The sequence below is a fragment of the Spiroplasma endosymbiont of Colias croceus genome, assembly GCF_964020095.1.
Lineage (GTDB): Bacteria > Bacillota_I > Bacilli_A > Mycoplasmatales > VBWQ01 > Spiroplasma_E.
Map to the genome: position 1 here is coordinate 2,334,230 of NZ_OZ026536.1, position 19,526 is coordinate 2,353,755.

At 21.5% G+C, this 19,526-nt stretch carries 28 protein-coding genes; 24 read left to right on the forward strand and 4 right to left on the reverse strand.

What is annotated here, in order from left to right:
* Nucleotides 1–3: 3 nt before the first annotated feature.
* The gene (locus AACL24_RS14720) at nt 4–1,638 is read right to left on the reverse strand and encodes a DEAD/DEAH box helicase (protein ID WP_339047667.1); all 1,635 of its coding nucleotides are present in this window, start codon (nt 1,636–1,638) and stop codon (nt 4–6) included.
* A 306-nt stretch (nt 1,639–1,944) separates the two neighbouring features.
* On the opposite strand from AACL24_RS14720, the gene AACL24_RS14725 reads away from it, so the two are divergent.
* The 3 genes from AACL24_RS14725 to AACL24_RS14735 all read left to right on the forward strand — a co-directional run bounded on the left by AACL24_RS14725 (nt 1,945) and on the right by AACL24_RS14735 (nt 5,068).
* A protein-coding gene (locus tag AACL24_RS14725; RefSeq protein ID WP_339047669.1) for an IS5 family transposase occupies nt 1,945–2,774 on the forward strand; the annotation gives its coding sequence in 2 pieces (ribosomal slippage) (nt 1,945–2,341 and nt 2,341–2,774; 831 coding nt in all).
* A gap of 508 nt (nt 2,775–3,282) precedes the next feature.
* Nucleotides 3,283–3,486, forward strand: coding sequence for a hypothetical protein (locus tag AACL24_RS14730; protein ID WP_339047671.1), 204 nt, complete (start codon nt 3,283–3,285; stop codon nt 3,484–3,486).
* Between the two features lie 343 nt (nt 3,487–3,829).
* On the forward strand, nt 3,830–5,068 hold the full coding sequence (locus AACL24_RS14735; protein WP_339046650.1) for an IS256 family transposase: 1,239 nt from the start codon (nt 3,830–3,832) through the stop codon (nt 5,066–5,068).
* A 26-nt stretch (nt 5,069–5,094) separates the two neighbouring features.
* Here AACL24_RS14735 and AACL24_RS14740 read toward each other — a convergent pair whose 3' ends face one another.
* Both AACL24_RS14740 and AACL24_RS14745 read right to left on the reverse strand, forming a co-directional pair.
* Entirely contained in the window at nt 5,095–5,463 is a 369-nt protein-coding gene (locus tag AACL24_RS14740) for a transposase family protein (RefSeq protein ID WP_339047673.1), read from the reverse strand.
* A 23-nt stretch (nt 5,464–5,486) separates the two neighbouring features.
* The gene (locus AACL24_RS14745; protein ID WP_339047675.1) at nt 5,487–5,909 is read right to left on the reverse strand and encodes a transposase family protein; all 423 of its coding nucleotides are present in this window, start codon (nt 5,907–5,909) and stop codon (nt 5,487–5,489) included.
* Between the two features lie 96 nt (nt 5,910–6,005).
* Between AACL24_RS14745 and AACL24_RS14750 the strand changes: the two genes are divergently transcribed.
* Nucleotides 6,006–6,383 (forward strand): hypothetical protein, encoded by a 378-nt coding sequence (locus tag AACL24_RS14750; RefSeq protein WP_339047677.1) that lies wholly within the window; start codon nt 6,006–6,008, stop codon nt 6,381–6,383.
* Between the two features lie 673 nt (nt 6,384–7,056).
* Complete coding sequence (locus AACL24_RS14755; RefSeq protein ID WP_339047679.1) at nt 7,057–7,485, forward strand: hypothetical protein; 429 nt, start codon at nt 7,057–7,059, stop codon at nt 7,483–7,485.
* Nucleotides 7,486–7,894: 409 nt separating this feature from the next.
* Here AACL24_RS14755 and AACL24_RS14760 read toward each other — a convergent pair.
* Nucleotides 7,895–8,724 (reverse strand): IS5 family transposase gene (locus AACL24_RS14760; RefSeq protein WP_339047681.1). Its coding sequence is split into 2 segments (ribosomal slippage): nt 7,895–8,328 and nt 8,328–8,724, totalling 831 coding nucleotides; the frame shifts between segments, so codons are not numbered across the junction.
* A gap of 76 nt (nt 8,725–8,800) precedes the next feature.
* Here AACL24_RS14760 and AACL24_RS14765 point away from each other — a divergent pair.
* From AACL24_RS14765 to AACL24_RS14855, 19 genes are all read left to right on the forward strand, one after another.
* On the forward strand, nt 8,801–9,097 hold the full coding sequence (locus AACL24_RS14765; protein WP_339047683.1) for a hypothetical protein: 297 nt from the start codon (nt 8,801–8,803) through the stop codon (nt 9,095–9,097).
* Nucleotides 9,097–9,561, forward strand: coding sequence for a hypothetical protein (locus AACL24_RS14770; protein WP_339047685.1), 465 nt, complete (start codon nt 9,097–9,099; stop codon nt 9,559–9,561). Before AACL24_RS14765 ends, AACL24_RS14770 begins: the two co-directional genes overlap by 1 nt.
* A 2-nt stretch (nt 9,562–9,563) precedes the next feature.
* Nucleotides 9,564–9,857, forward strand: coding sequence for a hypothetical protein (locus AACL24_RS14775; RefSeq protein WP_339047687.1), 294 nt, complete (start codon nt 9,564–9,566; stop codon nt 9,855–9,857).
* 4 nt (nt 9,858–9,861) lie between these two features.
* Nucleotides 9,862–10,023: a hypothetical protein gene (locus AACL24_RS14780; protein ID WP_339047689.1), complete on the forward strand. Its 162-nt coding sequence runs from the start codon at nt 9,862–9,864 to the stop codon at nt 10,021–10,023.
* Nucleotides 10,023–10,256, forward strand: a complete 234-nt coding sequence (locus tag AACL24_RS14785) for a hypothetical protein (RefSeq protein ID WP_281748215.1) — start codon at nt 10,023–10,025, stop codon at nt 10,254–10,256. The genes AACL24_RS14780 and AACL24_RS14785 overlap by 1 nt, the downstream gene beginning before the upstream one ends.
* 117 nt (nt 10,257–10,373) lie before the next feature.
* Nucleotides 10,374–10,517 (forward strand): hypothetical protein, encoded by a 144-nt coding sequence (locus AACL24_RS14790; RefSeq protein WP_339047691.1) that lies wholly within the window; start codon nt 10,374–10,376, stop codon nt 10,515–10,517.
* Nucleotides 10,510–10,872, forward strand: coding sequence for a hypothetical protein (locus AACL24_RS14795; RefSeq protein ID WP_339047693.1), 363 nt, complete (start codon nt 10,510–10,512; stop codon nt 10,870–10,872). The genes AACL24_RS14790 and AACL24_RS14795 overlap by 8 nt, the downstream gene beginning before the upstream one ends.
* The gene (locus tag AACL24_RS14800; protein WP_339047695.1) at nt 10,865–11,209 is read left to right on the forward strand and encodes a hypothetical protein; all 345 of its coding nucleotides are present in this window, start codon (nt 10,865–10,867) and stop codon (nt 11,207–11,209) included. Before AACL24_RS14795 ends, AACL24_RS14800 begins: the two co-directional genes overlap by 8 nt.
* Nucleotides 11,209–11,445 carry a hypothetical protein gene (locus AACL24_RS14805; protein WP_174480108.1) on the forward strand — a complete coding sequence of 79 codons (237 nt, stop codon included), beginning with the start codon at nt 11,209–11,211 and terminating at the stop codon, nt 11,443–11,445. The genes AACL24_RS14800 and AACL24_RS14805 overlap by 1 nt, the downstream gene beginning before the upstream one ends.
* An 11-nt stretch (nt 11,446–11,456) precedes the next feature.
* Nucleotides 11,457–12,281, forward strand: a complete 825-nt coding sequence (locus AACL24_RS14810; protein ID WP_339047697.1) for a hypothetical protein — start codon at nt 11,457–11,459, stop codon at nt 12,279–12,281.
* 15 nt (nt 12,282–12,296) lie between these two features.
* Nucleotides 12,297–12,455: a hypothetical protein gene (locus AACL24_RS14815; protein ID WP_339047699.1), complete on the forward strand. Its 159-nt coding sequence runs from the start codon at nt 12,297–12,299 to the stop codon at nt 12,453–12,455.
* 34 nt (nt 12,456–12,489) lie between these two features.
* Complete coding sequence (locus tag AACL24_RS14820) at nt 12,490–12,678, forward strand: hypothetical protein (protein ID WP_338957011.1); 189 nt, start codon at nt 12,490–12,492, stop codon at nt 12,676–12,678.
* Between the two features lie 16 nt (nt 12,679–12,694).
* Complete coding sequence (locus AACL24_RS14825) at nt 12,695–13,072, forward strand: hypothetical protein (RefSeq protein ID WP_286641354.1); 378 nt, start codon at nt 12,695–12,697, stop codon at nt 13,070–13,072.
* Nucleotides 13,073–13,090: 18 nt separating this feature from the next.
* A complete protein-coding gene (locus AACL24_RS14830) occupies nt 13,091–14,275 on the forward strand; it encodes a hypothetical protein (protein ID WP_339047702.1) in 1,185 nt (394 codons plus the stop codon).
* Nucleotides 14,276–14,289: 14 nt separating this feature from the next.
* Nucleotides 14,290–16,008 carry a hypothetical protein gene (locus tag AACL24_RS14835; RefSeq protein ID WP_339047704.1) on the forward strand — a complete coding sequence of 573 codons (1,719 nt, stop codon included), beginning with the start codon at nt 14,290–14,292 and terminating at the stop codon, nt 16,006–16,008.
* Between the two features lie 3 nt (nt 16,009–16,011).
* On the forward strand, nt 16,012–17,589 hold the full coding sequence (locus tag AACL24_RS14840; RefSeq protein ID WP_339047706.1) for a hypothetical protein: 1,578 nt from the start codon (nt 16,012–16,014) through the stop codon (nt 17,587–17,589).
* 40 nt (nt 17,590–17,629) lie between these two features.
* A complete protein-coding gene (locus AACL24_RS14845) occupies nt 17,630–18,052 on the forward strand; it encodes a transposase family protein (protein ID WP_339045912.1) in 423 nt (140 codons plus the stop codon).
* A gap of 23 nt (nt 18,053–18,075) precedes the next feature.
* A complete protein-coding gene (locus AACL24_RS14850) occupies nt 18,076–18,483 on the forward strand; it encodes a transposase family protein (protein ID WP_339045908.1) in 408 nt (135 codons plus the stop codon).
* Between the two features lie 405 nt (nt 18,484–18,888).
* Nucleotides 18,889–19,458: a hypothetical protein gene (locus AACL24_RS14855; RefSeq protein WP_339047708.1), complete on the forward strand. Its 570-nt coding sequence runs from the start codon at nt 18,889–18,891 to the stop codon at nt 19,456–19,458.
* The last annotated feature ends 68 nt before the right edge of the window (nt 19,459–19,526 follow it).

The following is a 19,526-nucleotide window of genomic DNA, read 5'->3' on the forward strand; positions in this document are numbered from 1 at the left end:
AAATTATTCAAAAAATTTAATACCTTGATCATTAATTATTTTATTAATATCAATTTTATTATTAAGGATGTCTCTAATTTTTAAATCGATAGTATTAGCACAATATAAATTAATAATTTCTCTAGTTTTATTATCGTTTAATTGAGTTGGAAAAAAGCGACTTTCAGCTTGCTCATTTTCGGTTGGGTTTAATTCACGATCTAGAAAAATCATAACATCACCTTCATCTAATGTGATACCAACATTAGTAGATTTAATATTACATAAAATAATTTTAACTTTTTTACTTTGAAAATCACTAATCGCTTTAAGCCTTTGTTCATGATTTACTTTACCAGTAATTAATTGATGATTTAATTTATGTTTATCTAAAATGTTACTTAAAATGTTAATTCCTTTATCACTAAAACTACTATAAATAATAATTGAATCATTTTCATTATCATGTAAGTAGTCTAGTAGTCAATTAAATTTTGCTCCTAATTCTTTCATTCCCTCATTAATAGGTGTTGAACAAATAGTTCTTAATTTCGTAAATATTTGTAAAAAAGTTATTTTAGATTTTTTATTATAAAATAATTCTTGTTTCATAGTTTCAAGAGTATCATAATAAATTGCGGTTTGTGCTTTGGGCATAGTTAAAATTAAATCATTTTTAATAATTTTTGGCATTTCATTACGTACATCAATTTGTTTGCGCATAATTGATATTTTTTTAACTAAATAATCAAACTCTGCTGCTAGTTGTGCTTTAACATTTGGTTTTGGTATATTAATAGTTACAAAATTGGTAATACGTTTTCTAATTATTCCAAAATAACGAGCAACAAAATCTCAATAATCAATATTTTTATATAGTTTATTATCAATAATTTTTAATATACCAAAAATATCACTAGGATGATTATTGGCGGGGGTACCAGTTAAACAATAAACTGATGATACTTTATTTGCAACTTCCAAAATTGTTGAACTTTGTGCAGTTTTATAGTTTCTTAAAAAATGTGCTTCATCAATAACTAATGTAAAATCAAATTTAGTTAATAATTTATTTTTTATATCATTTTTAAAAGTGTTTTTAGAAACTACTAAAATACAATTATTACTATTTTTAAATTGATTATATTTTTCTGTTCGCACTTTAGTAATATCATCTTTAATAGTAATACAATTATAGGTAGTTCATTTTTTAATTTCAGGAACCCATGTTAATAAAATAGTTGACTTAGGAACAACAAATAATATTTTATTAGTTTTCATTTCTGATAATGCCGTTAAAATAGTTGGTGTTTTCCCAGTACGCATTTCATTAAACAAGCCAAATCTTTTATTTGCTTTTAAAATTGCAACATCAACACGTTGATAATGTCTTAGTTTAGGATTACCTGGATAATCATTTAAGTTTTTTTCTTGTTGGATTTTTTTTCATGATATTAGTGAGTATTCATATATTTGTTTTCATTTATAATTATTATTTGTATATTTAAGTAGTATTTCAAGAGCAAACGGAGTATTAAATATTTTAAATTCATTAGTATTATTGATATCAATAATGCCTAGTGCATTTAAAATTTCTTTTTTATTTTTTTTCACTTTAATTGTAATATGTTCATTATTAAAACTTATGATTTCTAACATTATTAACCTACTTTAGTGTTTGTATATGATATTAAATATTATAATAAAATTAATATAAATTAAAAAATAATTTATTTTTAAAAGAATTATAAGTTATTGAATTGTATATAGAAAATAGTATTAATGTATATATCATGTAAATTTATTATATTTATATACAATGTAAAAGAAAAACTAAATATAGTTTTCAATCTATTATTTTTTTAAGAAAGTAATGATTTTTTTTATATTAGACTTCTTGCAAAACCTATCTTTTTTATTTTTAATTTTTAAAATAAAATTAAAAATAAAAAAGATAGGTAATCTATGATGTTTGATAAATTAAAAACTATTAACAATCCAGAATTATTAAAATTAACTGGTATAAATGATATTATTTTTAATAAAATTCTAGAAATTTTAAAGACAGAAGAAGTAAAAAAGTTTAAAAATGGTGGTACACCTAATAAATTATCATTAGAAAATCGTTTATTAATGACTTTAGAATATTGAAGAGAGTATCGAACTTATTTTCATATTGCTAAAAGTTATGGAATTAGTGAAAGTAGTTGCTATAGGAATATCAAGTGAATAGAAAATACTTTAATAAAACATCCTGATTTTCAACAACTTGATGGGCAAAAATCACTGTTAAATAATAATTTTAAAGATAAAACAGTTATCATTGATGTGACTGAAAGTACTATTCAACGCCCAAAAAAAGTCAAAAACAATATTATTCAGTAAAAAAGAAAAAACATACAATAAAAACTCAAGTCATAATTGAAAAAGATAGTAAAAAAATTATAAGTTCTTATTTTTCTTATGGTAAAAATCATGATTTTAAAATTTTAAAAAATTCAAAAACGAAATTTTTATCAGAAACAACTATTTTAGTAGATTTAGGATATCAAGGTATACAAAACATACATAAAAATGTCTTATTACCTAAACGAAAATCAAAGAAAAACCCTTTAACTAAAGAAGAAAAGAAAAATAATAAGGCTATTTCAAAAATGAGAGTTGTTATTGAACATGTTTTTGCGATTCTTAAAAAATTTAAAATTATTAGTGAAAAATATCGAAATAGAAGAAAAAAATTTGCATTAAGATTTAATTTAATAGCTTCAATTTATAATTTACAATTATTAATTTAAATATATTTAATAATTTAATATTTTATTTTTTTATTTGAAATAATAATTTTTGTTGTATTTTAATGACAAAAAATAAAACATATTTTGAACAATAATTTTTAAAAAATATTAAAAGTGTTATTAAAATAAATTTTTAAACTTAAAAAATGTGATTAATATCATAGTTTTGCAAGAAGTCTATTAAATAAAAAAGAAAGAAAGAAGTTAGTGATAGAAACAATTAGAAAGGAATCAAAAATTTTTAAAGAAGAAATCAAAAAAATAGATAGTGTAATAAAAACAAAACAAAATAATAGTTTTAAAGATTGAAAAACAAAAATTAGAAAAAGAAAGAAAAAAACATTTTGAACAAATTAAAAAAATAGACAAGATTATAAATATTAATGAACTTTATGAAATACAAAAACAAATAGAAAAAAATAGAGAAGAAATATTAAAATTAAAAAATCAATTACCAAATAAACAATTACAAACAACATATATGATAAAAAAATGAAAAGAAAACATAGTGGCATTAGATGAAGAGATATCCAAAGAAATGATACGAGAAGAGAAATTAGATAATGAAATAAGAGTATTGGAAGTTGAAGGAACAAATATAGAACAGCAAATTGAAAATTTTAATGCTCATGATTTAAATAAAAAATTAATTTTATCAAAGTTAAAATTAAAAACAGGAAGATTAACTGTTAAGTTAGGACATATTCCGTAATTAAATTTAATTAATTGTCAATAAAATTGTTTTAAAACTATTTAGTGTTATTGAATATAGAAATAAATATTTTTTGAAAAAATAGTTTAAAAAATGAGTTTACATTTTAAACAAAAAATTGTTAATAATATTTTTATATTAACTCGATAAAAATTTAAATTTTAAAAAAATATTTTTAATATTTTTTTTATTTTAATGGTTTTATTTTATTAAAAATTTCACAAAGTAAGTTAAATCTTAAGTACATAAGGTAATGTTTAGTAATCTGTGTAACTTACAAAAATAACTATGTTTAATTAATTCTAGTAAATATAATTAATTTTCTAGAAAGAGTGAGTTACAGATGGCTAAAAAGCAAAATATTAATAATAATGATCCAATATCAAAAGCAGTAGATTTATTATTAGAAAATACTGAAGATTTAACAACAGTTTTTAAAGAGGGAGGATTGTATAAAGAATTAACAAAAAGATTAGTAGAAAAAATGTTGAATTCTGAGATGCAAAATTATTTGGGATATGAAAAGAATCAACATAGTAATAGTGACAATGCTCGTAATGGTATAAGTTCAAAAAAAATAATAACTCAACAAGGTAAAATTGAGATTGATGTACCACGAGATCGCAATAGTAATTTTAATCCTATAATAGTTGCAAAAAGACAAAGAAGATTTGATGGTTTTGATCAACAAGTTCTTTCTTTATATGCAAAAGGTATGACATTATCAGATATTAGAATGCAATTACAAGAGTTATATCATGGTGCTGATATTAGTGAAAGTGTTATTAGTCAAATTACTGATGATGTTATTGATGATGTAAAAGCATGGCAAAATCGACCATTAGAAAGTGTCTATCCGATTGTTTATTTTGATTGCATAGTAGTGAAAGTACGACAAGATAAAAGGATTATTAATAAATCAGTTTATATAGCTTTAGGAGTTGATTTAGAAGGTAAAAAAGATGTTTTAGGTTTATGAATTAGTGAAAATGAAGGTGCTAAATTTTGATTAGCAAATTTAACAGAAATGAAAAATCGTGGCTTAAATGATATTCTTATTGCCTGCAGTGATAATTTAACAGGCATGTCAGAAGCAATACAATCAGTTTATCTTAAAACAGAACATCAATTATGCATAGTTCATCAAATTAGAAATAGTTTGAAATATGTCTCATATAAGCATAGAAAATCTCTAGTTGCAGATTTAAAACCAATTTATACTGCATGTAGTGAAGAACAAGCAATGCAGGCTTTAGAATCCTTTGAAAATAAGTGAAATAAACAATATCCTCAAATTGCTAAATCTTGATATAAAAATTGAGATAATTTAATGGTTTTTATTAGTTATCCTACAGAAATCAAAAGAGTTATTTATACAACAAATGCTATTGAATCTGTAAATAGTCAATTACGAAAAGTTATCAGAAATAAAAAAGTTTTTCCTAATGATATGGCAGTTTTTAAAATATTTTATTTAGCAATTGAAAATATAACAAAAAAATGAACAATGCCCATTCAAAATTGAAATACAGCAATTGCTCATTTTATGATAAAATTTGAAGATAGAATTAATCTAAACTAGTACTTTGTAAAACAAAGATACACAGATTACATAAAAGCCTCGTACATAAGTCTAAATTTAGATTTTCTACATTTATTTACTAAAATTTTGAATCTTTTCAATCAAGCAAAGACATGTTCAACTTTAATTCTAATTTTAGATACAATCTTATTGTATTTTCTTTCTTGTTTAGTTAATTTTTTATTTTTAGTTCTTTTAATTTGTATTATTGTATTTTTATAAATATTTTGTATACCTTGATATCCTAAATCACCAATAATTATTGTTTTTTCTGAAAATTCAAGATTTGAATTTTTTAATATTTGAAAATCATGCACTTTACCATTATCAGCAAAAATATCAACAATTTTTTTATTAAAAAAATCATATACAATTTGAAATTTTATAGAATACATTCAACTTTTACCAGAAAAATATTCTAACTGTAGTTTTTTTTAGTTGGTCTTTCAATTTCAATCTCAGTTGAATCAATTAAATAAAATTGAAATTCATTTGAATTTTCTTGTTTTTTATCAATTTTTAATTTATATCTTTCTTTTAAAAATTGGTAATATTTGTGGTTACTAAGTTTATTTTCTACTCAAGTAATATTTCGAAAACAACTTGATGGGCTCATTTTAGATTTAATACTCATTTGAAAAAAAGTATAATATTCTTTTCAGTATAATAAAGTCATCATTAATCTTTCTTCTACTGAAAGTTTATTTTTTCGACCTTTATTTTTTTCTAATTTTTCTATTTCAATTAATTTTTCTAACATTTCATTAAAATGAAAACGTTTTATACCAAAATATCTATAAAATTCTTCATTTTTTAATTTTTTTAAATTTTCAAAAATCATTTTTATCAACACTTTTCTAAATTTATTGTTAATAACAAAATTATAAAATAAATTTTAAAATTATTAATTGACTTTTAAAAAATTTAATTACGGAATATGTCTTTAGAAAGAAGAACATACAAAACAAAAAGAATATTTTGTAAAATTGCTAGAAATGAACTTGAAATAGCAAATAAATTTTTTTCAATAAAACAAGAAAATTGATGATTATGTCCAAATCTAAAATCAGAAAAAGAGGTTTTAGATGCAAGATTAAAAATAAGATTAAAATTGAAGATGGAAAATATTTGTGATTTAAATCGTAGTATGAGTAGAAGAAATTTAGATATTGCAAAAATAGATAAAAAAATTGCAAAATTAAATTTTAGTATAAATAAAAAAAATATTGAAATTAATGGTTGTCTTGCAGCAGTAAGACAAATTTATAATTCACAAAGTATAAAAACACAGGGAGCGTGTCGAAGATGTCGGTAACTAAAAAGTTTTAAAAATAGCTCCTTTCTTTTTTTACCCTTGAATTAAAAATAAATGACAAAAGACGAGAATAAAAATCTTGTCTTTTTTTGTAATTGTAAAATTTTAAAATTTTTAATAAACCTCTTTAACGCTATTATCAACACGTGTTAGGGAACTAAAAAAGTGAACTACAACACAGTTGTTAAAAATAGTAGCTAGCATGTGGACTTGCATGGATAAATAAAAAGTGGAGTGATACCTAATAAATTATACTAACCAGTAATGGTAATTCTTGGGGTGGGAGCGAATTGGAAACTAGTATATATAGACCTGTTGTAGGGACCTATTGTATTAATTCTATTCTTTATTTAACCAACCTTGCCACCCCCCAGTGAGCAAGTGTTGGTTTTATTTTTTATTTTTTTTGAAAATTTTTTTGGGCGAGAAAATAAATTTCAAACTTGTAAAAAAAATTGAGCGGTGCCGGTTCAATTAAAATATTAATTTGTTTAACACAAATTAAATAAATATTGAATCGAATGCCTCAATGTTTTTTAAAATTTCATAATTTATTTTTGAGCCCAGAATTTCTGGAATGAATAAAACTAATAGTAGTAGTATTAATAATCTAAAAATCAAAATATATGTTCTTTATGCTAGAAGCAACAGAACATATTAGGAAAGGATTATTATGCAAATAGAATTTAAAAAAGAACAAATTGTTAAAGATAAACCACAATCTATTCTTATTGATTATGTTGAATATAAATTATCACTTCCAAAATGAATGATTAAAAATAATTCTTTTATTATTGATAACAGTTACACATATTGAGTTTTTAATTTAGAAAATATTAAAAGAGAATTAAGTGGTAATGAATTAATAAAATTATTAGAACCATATATTAAAGACCAAAAAATAACTGTTAATAAACCAATTGCTCCAAAAGAATATTATCTTAATGATATAAAACTTGAACCACTAACATTTTATGAACAGCATAATAGTTGATTTATCGGTGAAATAACCGATAACAAAACTAAAATTACTAATCCTTGTTTTAAATATAACATTACGTGAGAAGAAAACAGAAAAGGTTTTAAAATAAAAAATGATTAATATAAACATGATGATTTACCAATTAATTATATAGTTACTTCTTATAAGGAAATTTCAACTCATAATGAAAAAGTATTTTTGTTGAACATGTAAACAAAATAAATTAGATTATTTATTCTTTAATACTAATGATATAAAAATAAGAAAAAACTTTTTAAGAGACAAAAACGGTAAAGCAATTTGTTATGACTGTATCTTAAATGTTAAGTTAAGTAGGGGGTATAAATAATAGACTTCTTACAAAACTATGATATTAATCACATTTTTTAAGTTTAAAAATTTATTTTAATAACACTTTTAATATTTTTTAAAAATTATTGTTCAAAATATGTTTTATTTTTTGTCATTAAAATACAACAAAAATTATTATTTCAAATAAAAAAATAAAATATTAAATTATCAAATATATTTAAATTAATAATTGTAAATTATAAATTGAAGCTATTAAATTAAATCTTAATGCAAATTTTTTTCTTCTATTTCGATATTTTTCACTAATAATTTTAAATTTTTTAAGAATCGCAAAAACATGTTCAATAACAACTCTCATTTTTGAAATAGCCTTATTATTTTTCTTTTCTTCTTTAGTTAAAGGGTTTTTCTTTGATTTTCGTTTAGGTAATAAGACATTTTTATGTATGTTTTGTATACCTTGATATCCTAAATCTACTAAAATAGTTGTTTCTGATAAAAATTTCGTTTTTGAATTTTTTAAAATTTTAAAATCATGATTTTTACCATAAGAAAAATAAGAACTTATAATTTTTTTACTATCTTTTTCAATTATGACTTGAGTTTTTATTGTTTGTTTTTTCTTTTTTCCTGAATAATATTGTTTTTGACTTTTTTTGGGCGTTGAATAGTACTTTCAGTCACATCAATGATAACTGTTTTATCTTTAAAATTATTATTTAACAGTGATTTTTGCCCATCAAGTTGTTGAAAATCAGGATGTTTTATTAAAGTATTTTCTATTCACTTGATATTCCTATAGCAACTACTTTCACTAATTCCATAACTTTTAGCAATATGAAAATAAGTTCGATACTCTCTTCAATATTCTAAAGTCATTAATAAACGATTTTCTAATGATAATTTATTAGGTGTACCACCATTTTTAAACTTTTTTACTTCTTCTGTCTTTAAAATTTCTAGAATTTTATTAAAAATAATATCATTTATACCAGTTAATCTTAATAATTCTGGATTGTTAATAGTTTTTAATTTATCAAACATCATAGATTACCTATCTTTTTTATTTTTAATTTTATTTTAAAAATTAAATTTTTAATAGATAGGTTTTGCAAGAAGTCTAATGAATAAAGAAAAACCATTTTCTTATAAAGACCAAGAAATTATTAATGAATATAATAAAAAAAGTAATCAAGAAATAACAAAAAAACATTTAAATAATATAGAAAAATTAAGAGCAGATTTTAAAAAAGAAGTAATTAATGAATATAAGGAAAATTTAATTAATTATCTTGAAAATGAATTTATGGAATTACTTAAAGATGATATTAGTGATGTAATTAAAATTAATATTAGTAATTGAAAACTTAAATTAATAATGAAATTACAAGAAAAAATTCAAAATGGTGACTTTGAATAATGCAATATGACTTAATTATTGGAATTGACCCTGCTGGTATTGGTAATAATGGAATTGTTATATATTCAAATGAAACTAATAATATTATTTTTAATGAAACATTCAATACATTAACTGTTTTATGAACTAAAAATATTTATAAAGAAAAATTTCAATTAATTAAAGAAAAATTTATTGATAAAAAAATATTAGTTATTGTAGAAAATTTCTTTTTAAGTTCAAAACAATTATTAACTAATCCATTAGCAACGCCTAAAATCATTGGTGCATTAATGGTATTAGTTCAAGATGTTTTCAACTGAGATTATCTAGAAAACTACCCAAAAAATAAAAATAAAATAACAGAATATAAAGGAAATATAAAATTAACAAAACATGAACAAGATGCTTATAAGCATATTCAATATTATTTAAAAAATCATAAAAAAATATTAATTTTTGATAATTATTTAAGGAAATTATAAACATGAAAGATAAAGCAAATTATGTAAAATTAACAGTAAAACTTAGTAACACTATTGAAGCAAAATATTACGAAAAAGGTAATAAAGAATTATATTATAGTGTTCGAGGTCAGTGAAATGGTTTAAACTATGTTACTTTAATTTTTAACAACCCAAAATTTTATAGACGATGTATTTTATTAAACAAAAATGATGAAATTTTAGTAACTGGTCAAATTTTTAATACTTTAAATATTCCTAAAAATCGTGCATTTTGTTCAATCAATGTTAAATGATTTAAAAAATGAAAAGAGTAAAAAAATGATATTATGAAAAATTTTATTAATAGCACCAATATTAATAACAAGTATAACACTAATAATATTTTTAATTTATATAATTAAAGATTTAAAAAATGAATATAAAGTATTGAAAATATTAAGTGAAATTTCTAATCAAATTAAAAATAAGGAGAAAAAATAATGACAATAAATGAATTTTTAAACAAATGAAAAGAAGAATGAGAAGGAATTAATATTGGTCATTTTTCAATAAATGGAGATTTTACTTTAAACCTAGATGATATTTGTATTGATAAATATGACTTAAATAAGTTTAAAAAATTGATAAATGATTTTGAAAATAATTTTAAAAATTGAGAAAAACTTGAAAATTGTAATAGTTGTGGAAATATCATATGAGAAGAAAATAAATAATGATAATAAAAATAAAAAAGAATAATAAATGTGGTTATGGTAGAGTTCTTGCTCATAAATGTAATAACTTATGTAAACAAAAACAAAATAAAAGAGTTAGGAAAGAAAGGTTAAATTATGAATAAAGAGAAATTACTTAAATATATGAAAGATATAATTAAATGAACTAAAAAAATTAATTATACAAACTCTGATTTTGACAAAAATATTTTAAATTTATTAATTGAAAAAATAGAAAATGGTGAATTTGATAATGAATAGATGTACATGAACTGAAACAATAACATTTGAAAAATTTATTCATGAACCACATTATGATGAAATTAAAAATGAACAAAGACAAAGACAATGTGAAAATATGACAGAAGAGCAATTTGATGAATATGGTAGAGCATATTGTAAAGAACATAGAATTAAAGTTGATGAAATTAACAAAAAAAGACAACAAGAATTTATTAAAGAATTTAAAGAAAATATCATTAAAGAATTAGAATTAATTAAATGTAGAATTGTTTCACATCCACTAAATATAATAATAGAATGTGAACATGAACAATGTCAAGAAATTGAAGAATTAATATTTAGATTAAAATTAGGTGAATTTGATAATGAATAGATGTACATGAACTGAAACAATAACATTTGAAAAATTTATTCATGAACCACATTATGATGAAATTAAAAATGAACAAAGACAAAGACAATGTGAAAATATGACAGAAGAGCAATTTGATGAATATGGTAGAGCATATTGTAAAGAACATAGAATTAAAGTTGATGAAATTAATAAATCAAGACATAAAAATTGTGTTAATAAAGAAAAAATAATTAATTTTATTATAACAACTCTAAAAGAAAATAAAGAATCTAATTCTAGTGATTCATTTAAAATAGGAAAAGAAAGTGTTTTATTTAATCTTCAGATTTATATTAATGAAGGAGACTTTGATTAATGATTATATTACCTACTTTGTTTGAAAATAAAGATGAAATTGAAATATTATCACCATTTCCAAAAGCAATTCATACAAGTAATGATATTAGAGCAATTATTTTAAGACAATACCCAAATGTTAAATCAAAACACATAATTGTTTCTGACCCAGAAAGTAATGTTGCATTAATAGTTGGTGATAATGATGTTTATCAAGGTTGAATTAAAGTAACAATTAAAAAATTAGAAAATTAAAGGAGAATAAAATGCCAAATATAGAAAATCAATCAAATTATACTTTAACTAAATTAATAAGAACTGGTATAAGCCCAATTTGTGCAATGATAGGTACAAGTGCTTATTATGGTCAAGTAATAGATAATTCAATATTGGGTTCAATTAATAGTTTATTATTTGGTAAAAAATTAGGTTTAGATATATGAAATTTAAATCAAAGACCAAATACTAAAACTAAATTAATTAATAGTTCTAAAAAAATTTTATTAGGTTTAGGAACAATTGGTTTAGCAAATTATAGTAAATGAACAGAAAATAATATTAATCCTATTATTCCAACAACACCAATTCCAGTAACTACTACAACTACAACAGAAGGTCCACCATGATTACTATTAAATAAACAAGAAAATCAGTCATTAATGGATTGAGATACATATATTAGTTTAAATGCTTATGGTATTTCAAATCTTATTAGTGGATTAACTGAGTTAATACCTAATAAATTTGAAACAATAAGAAAGATTTGTAATATGGCTACTGGTGGATGTTTGATTAGTAGTGGTGTAGCAATGGGGATAAATAATGATTTTAATAATGCTTATGCAGTACCTACCATAGTTGCTGGTGCAAGTGAAATAATCCATAATTTACTACCTATGGAAACTACACATCACAATGAAGAAATGCAAGAAACATCATTTAATGATGAAGCTGCAAGATTAATTAATGATAATAGATTTACTATTAATAGTGAAACAACCAGTCAATATGGTAGTGATAATATGAGCGAAGTACCATTAAATCACGATAATGCTTCATTAAATTGAGATTATAATCACATGAGTTTATAAAGGAGGTGAAAAGTAATGAATAAAGCAAAAATTATTGAATATTATAATAATGAAATTCAGACATATAAAGAAAGATTGGAACAATTAAATAAAGAAATATCTGTATTAGTAAAAATTATAAGTAATTCACAGTCAATGATTGAAAGAATTAATGGTGGTCAATTTGATGAATAATTAAAAAATAAATAATTGAAAGGAAAATATTGAAATGAAAGAATTTTTAAAAGCACTTGAAACAATTGGAATAAGCACTGGTATATTAATTTGCAGAGAAATTATTGTTTTATTAAAAAGATTTATCACAACTCCAAAACATGTTAGAGCAAATAACAAAATTATTAAACATCAAAAAAAATTAGCAAAGTTAAATGAAAAGATTAATAAAGAAAATAAATAAAAAAGTGGTGATGTAAATGTTAGAAAATGAAAATAATGTTCAACAAACAACTGAACCTTTAACTGAAAATAATGCTTCTTCACAAGAAATTGAAAATAAAGTTAATGAAGCAGAAAATAAGTTAAATAAACTTAATCAAGAAATTAAAGAAAAAGAAATGATTAATATATTTAAAAAATATCAAGTTAAAACTGAATTTTATGATTATTTAAAATTTAAAACAAGTAATATAGAAAATTCAAAAATTGAAGAAACTATTAAAAAAATGATTAAAGAACAACCGGTATTTAAACAAACAATTAATACAGGTGGCAATAAACAAATAATTATTAATAATAAAACAAATGATAAAGAAAATTTTTTAATTAATTATAAAAAGAAAAATTATTTATAAACGAAAGGAAGAAATAAAATGTCAGTACCATTTAATCAAAATTTAGACAATACAGAGAGATTAGTAGAAGCACCAGAATTTATAGAGTTTTTTAAAATTTCAAATAGTCGATGGGCAAACTTTTTTCCTACTGAAATTGTTGACTCAGTAAATATTGAGTTTATTGTTAAAAAACCAAAAAAACCGGAAGTAAAAATTATTGCTTGGGATGATAAAAGTAAAAGATATGAATTACCATATGTTGATACAGATAAAATTAGTAAAAAAATAACTAAAAAATATCTTGCAGGAGAAATTATTGCAGATGTAGATTTAAAAGCAAATAATGGACAAAATTTATTAGATAGTATGCAATATGAAGTTGCAAATGATTTAGCAGATAAATTAGCAATTGATGATACACAAGCAATTGCAAAATTTGCTACTAAAATCGATATTGAAGATACAACACCAGTAGGCTATTTAAAATCAATGTTATCTGCTTGAAATACTTTGTTTCAATTTAGAAACATTGCAAATAGTAAATTTTTTATTACTAATGGTCTTTATGATAGTTTAGTTTATTTAGCAGATAATAAAGGTTTAATTACCGATAATCAGTTGGCACAACAATTACGTTTAAATGGAAATAATTTATATGTAAAAGGCGTATTATGTGAAATCGTTCTTGATGACTATATGATTTTTACTAATGATAAAAATGAACAACAATTAATGACCTTTGTTTTAGCAACACCAAGAGCGATGAAAAGATACATGATAGAAAATACAGTTATTTATGTAGATTTTATTAAAGATGCTAAAGCTGGAAGAGCATATAAAGTTGCTGGTGAAGTTGTTGGAGAAGCAATCCCATATATTTCTAATAATGAAACAACATCAAGATGAATGTTATGTGGAGTTATTAAAACAGAAAAAATTGATTTAAAAACTAAAATTACAGTTTTAACAACAAATATTACTGCAAATGTTAATAACAATAATAGTGAATTAAATACAGAAATAAAAAGTACTAATGAACTTAAATCATTAAATCCAAATTTAACAAATCCAACTATTAAATATTTTAGTGATGCACAAGGAAAAACTAATGTAAGTAATCAAAAACAAAAAGCAGGTGACTTATATATAACTATTACTGCAAATGTTAATGATTTAAATTATAAAGGTTCAACAAATCCAATTAAAATAACTCTTAAATAAAGGAAATTAATATCATGCCAATCGGTACAACTAGTACAGCAATACTTTTAAACATAAATAAACCAAAACATACTAGAACAAGTAACCAACAAGAAAATAAAAGTTTTTGATGAGAAATTTTAGAAATGATTGGTGTACAAGTTATAGCAGTAGCACTTGCTCCTTTTACTGGTGGATTAAGTGAAAGTTTTGCACTTGGATTAGGTGCAAGTGATTTAATTGCTAGTATTAGTGCTGTTGGTGTAGAGTTTTTAACTGATTTTACTATTAATCAAGTTTATGATTATTTAAAAGGAAATGTAACACCATTAAATACTTTTTTTAATATATTACCAGCATTTGCTGGACTTAATAAAATTAGTCGTGGTTATCGTACAACTAAATTTATTAAGTTAGCACAAAAAACTAAAACATTAGAACAAGTTGGTATTAAAGAAGCAAAAAATTTACAAGAAATTATTAGTCAAGTAAGTAGAAAAGAAATTTTAACTGATAAAATTATTGGTAATAAACGTTATTTAATGAATTATAGTTTTACTCCTAATCGTGAAACAGTATTACGAGATTTAGGTTATGTTGCTGAAAGACAATATAAGAATAATTTTCAAAAACTAGAAACAGAAAAATTAATGGAACACTTATTATTACAAAATACATTAATAAAATTAAGTCCACAATTAACTCCTAAATTTAAAATTAAAGATATCGAAAAAGCAAATAACTTTTTAAAAAAATTTAATACTGATTTAAAAAAAGTACTATCTATGAATCAGCATGATTGATTAAATTTAGTTCATACAATACATACAGAAAATAGATATGGAAAAACTTTAATTTTAGATTTACAAAAAATTCGTGCTAATGCTATTAAATTTGATTTTAAAAATAATGTTATTCATCAACTTGTTTTAAAAGCAAATCAAACTTTTAAATATTTTGATATTAGATTTTACTTAAAAAAAGGTTTTAATAAATTTTGAAAAGAAACACCATATTTTGAAAAATTACGAGAAAGTATATATAAATTACAAGAAAAATTTGAAAAATTAGAAAAACAAGCATTTGAAAAAATTAATAAATTAAAAGAAAAAGCAACTGACTTATTTACTAGTGCAGAAAAACGAGCAATTAAACACGCACAATTAATTCCATTAAATTCACCAGTATTTATAGGTTGTAAAGTTCAACCTTTGTCATTAGATAAATGTGCAATTACTATTTATCATCGCAATCCTAAATATAAACCAATTACAGTTGTTGATAGTATTCTTAAAGCAAAAACTTTTGTTACTCAAATACATCCATTTCATTGATATCGTTGATATAGTGGTTGATACATTGGTTATGGTGTTAATCGTAATAAATGATTAAAAGCAATAGCATTTGCTCCACCAGTGGTGCAACAAGTAATTAGAGATAGTTTTAAAGTATATAGAGAAATATTTAGAACTATTAGAACTTATCATAAAGTAGTAAATGTTATTAATAATCCTATTGAAAATATTAACAAATCATTTAAAAATGTTGGTTTAAAATTTTCAGTAAATACTTTATTTGGTACAGGATTATTACATCATTTAGAAAAATTTGCATATAGTCAAGTTATAGCAAAAAGTAAGAAAAAATTAAAAAAAGGTAAAAATAAAATACAAAAAGAAATTGAGCATATAACACATAAAAAAACAAAAAAACATACTCATCATTATAAACAAGCATTTTTTAAGGAATGATAAAATATGATTAATAAACTTTGAACTGGTCTCAGTCTAGAAAATTATAATAACTGATATCCATTAACTGGAAAAATTACAGAAACACCACAACAATATATAAATACATGACCTAATGTTAATGATTGATTTAAAACTTTTGCTATTCGCGCGCAAAATGATATTAATGCTTATCTTGATTTTATTTTATCTAAATTTCCTTTTGATAGTTTTAAAGATGAATTAATTAAAGAAACATTAAGGGATATGGTTTATGTAATGGTTGAACATTGAGTATTTAATCGTACACCAATTGAATTTAATGTTGATGCTACTATTCAGTTTAATAATGGTAGTCAATTTAGTGCAAATAGTACTCCTACAATTAATGTTTGAGATTTAGCACCAAGTAGAATGAAAATATGAGCAAGATTAACAGAATTAAAACAAGTATTTTTAAGTTATAATCAAGATGAAATAGATGTTGAAAAAATTGATTTAAAAGCATTTTATACTAGAAATCAAGTTGATGAATTAATTGAACAACAAAAAGAATTTACATTTTCAAAACAAATTAAATTATATGATGATTTAGTTGATGATAATGAAAATCAAATATATAGAGGTCCTGTTAGTAAATTTATTAATAAAGGTTATGTTGCAACTGATTATGATAAAGAAACTGAAACAATGATTTTAGATTGACCTGATGAAATTGGAACATTACCACCAGACGCATTACAAAATAATCCACAAATTAGTGATTATACACATGCACCAACTTGTGATTTTTCTGCTAAACAACAAAAACGAATTACTACTAATGAAAATGAAATTACCAAATTAAATACTGAATTAATTAAAGCAAATGAAAATATTAATGATGTTAAAAATAATTGATTTAATATTGAAACTAGTCCATTATGAAAAAAAGTTAAAAATGAAAATATTAAAACAGATACATGATATATTATTGATTGAACATATTCTTTTATCGATAGTAAACAACTTATTATAAGTAATAATAAATTAACTAAATCTAATATAAGAATTACTAATGGTAAAATAGAACAAAAACAAATAATAATTGAAAATATTGATGTTAATATTGACAAAGTAACATTATTATATGATGTTGATTTAATAAAGTTTATTATTACTAATAGCACAAAAAAGTATACACCAATAATTCATAATATATATCAATATATAGGTACTGGTAATCCAACTGAATTTATAACAGAAGATAGTGATGAACGTGATTATTATACAAAACTAGAAACTAATAATTTATTAGATAAAAAACAAAATAAATTAATTGCTGGTACTAATATAAATATTGATGAAAATAATAAAATTAGTGCTACTGGTGGTAAAACTGATTTAACTGATTATTATAAAAAAGAAGAAATAGATAAAAAATTAGAAGATACAAAAGCATTATTTCCAATTGCTTTTTCTATGAATGCTATTGGTCAAGAAATTCCTAATTTAGAAACTACTAATAAAACAGTTGTTGGTGCTATTAATGAAAATAAACTAAAGACATATTCCGTAATTAAATTTTTTAAAAGTCAATTAATAATTTTAAAATTTATTTTATAATTTTGTTATTAACAATAAATTTAGAAAAGTGTTGATAAAAATGATTTTTGAAAATTTAAAAAAATTAAAAAATGAAGAATTTTATAGATATTTTGGTATAAAACGTTTTCATTTTAATGAAATGTTAGAAAAATTAATTGAAATAGAAAAATTAGAAAAAAATAAAGGTCGAAAAAATAAACTTTCAGTAGAAGAAAGATTAATGATGACTTTATTATACTGAAAAGAATATTATACTTTTTTTCAAATGAGTATTAAATCTAAAATGAGCCCATCAAGTTGTTTTCGAAATATTACTTGAGTAGAAAATAAACTTAGTAACCACAAAGATTACCAATTTTTAAAAGAAAGATATAAATTAAAAATTGATAAAAAACAAGAAAATTCAAATGAATTTCAATTTTATTTAATTGATTCAACTGAGATTGAAATTGAAAGACCAACTAAAAAAAACTACAGTTAGAATATTTTTCTGGTAAAAGTTGAATGTATTCTATAAAATTTCAAATTGTATATGATTTTTTTAATAAAAAAATTGTTGATATTTTTGCTGATAATGGTAAAGTGCATGATTTTCAAATATTAAAAAATTCAAATCTTGAATTTTCAGAAAAAACAATAATTATTGGTGATTTAGGATATCAAGGTATACAAAATATTTATAAAAATACAATAATACCAATTAAAAGAACTAAAAATAAAAAATTAACTAAACAAGAAAGAAAATACAATAAGATTGTATCTAAAATTAGAATTAAAGTTGAACATGTCTTTGCTTGATTGAAAAGATTCAAAATTTTAGTAAATAAATGTAGAAAATCTAAATTTAGACTTATGTACTTAAGATTTAACTTACTTTGTGAAATTTTTAATAAAATAAAACCATTAAAATAAAAAAAATATTAAAAATATTTTTTTAAAATTTAAATTTTTATCGAGTTAATATAAAAATATTATTAACAATTTTTTGTTTAAAATGTAAACTCATTTTTTAAACTATTTTTTCAAAAAATATTTATTTCTATATTCAATAACACTAAATAGTTTTAAAACAATTTTATTGACAATTAATTAAATTTAATTACGGAATATGTCCTAAATATTGATAAAAAACAAGATAAAGAAAATTGAAAAATAATAGGTAAAAGTCTTGATAATCGTACATGAGAAGATTTTGCTCTTAGTTTTAATAAATATTATAGAGTATTTATAACATGAGATAAACCACCTTTTAATCAAACAAGTGTAAAACTAAAAATAGAATTTAAATCTAGTTCTACTCATATAGGTGGAGATTATATGCTTGTTAAAGGTAAAATTGATAATGAAGATGCTTCATTAATTATTAAATTAGGAACTGTTAATAGAAAAAGTCAATTAATTATTATTGGAGAAAATAAACAATATGGGAATATATTTTTATTAGAAGAATTACAAGATACTATTAAAATAGATATTCAACCAAAATTAAAAATTAATTCAAGAAGTTTAGAAACTAATGAAATTGAAGAAAATATTTGAGATATTGAATTAAAAGATATTCCTCCAACACCAAGTCCAAGTGGTTCAAATTGAAAAGAAGTAGGAACAAGAGAAAAAAATAAATGAGATAATTGACAAATTACTTATGATTTTCAAGAGAATAAACATTATAGAGTTTATTATTCTTGAAGTATATATAATCCAGTTTATACTATTCAAGAATTTATTATAACTGATAAAAAAATTGCTGGTGTACAAATACAAACCTTTAATGATAGTGCTAATATAGTAATTTTATCAGTTCAACATGCAAAATGGATTACTATTTATACTGGAAAAGGTAATTTAAAAGGTAATGTATGAAAATTAAAAGAATTACAGGAATAATATTATGTTTTTTAAAATTATAAAAATTATTTTAGGTTTAATAGGAGTTTTATTATCTTCTGCGGTTG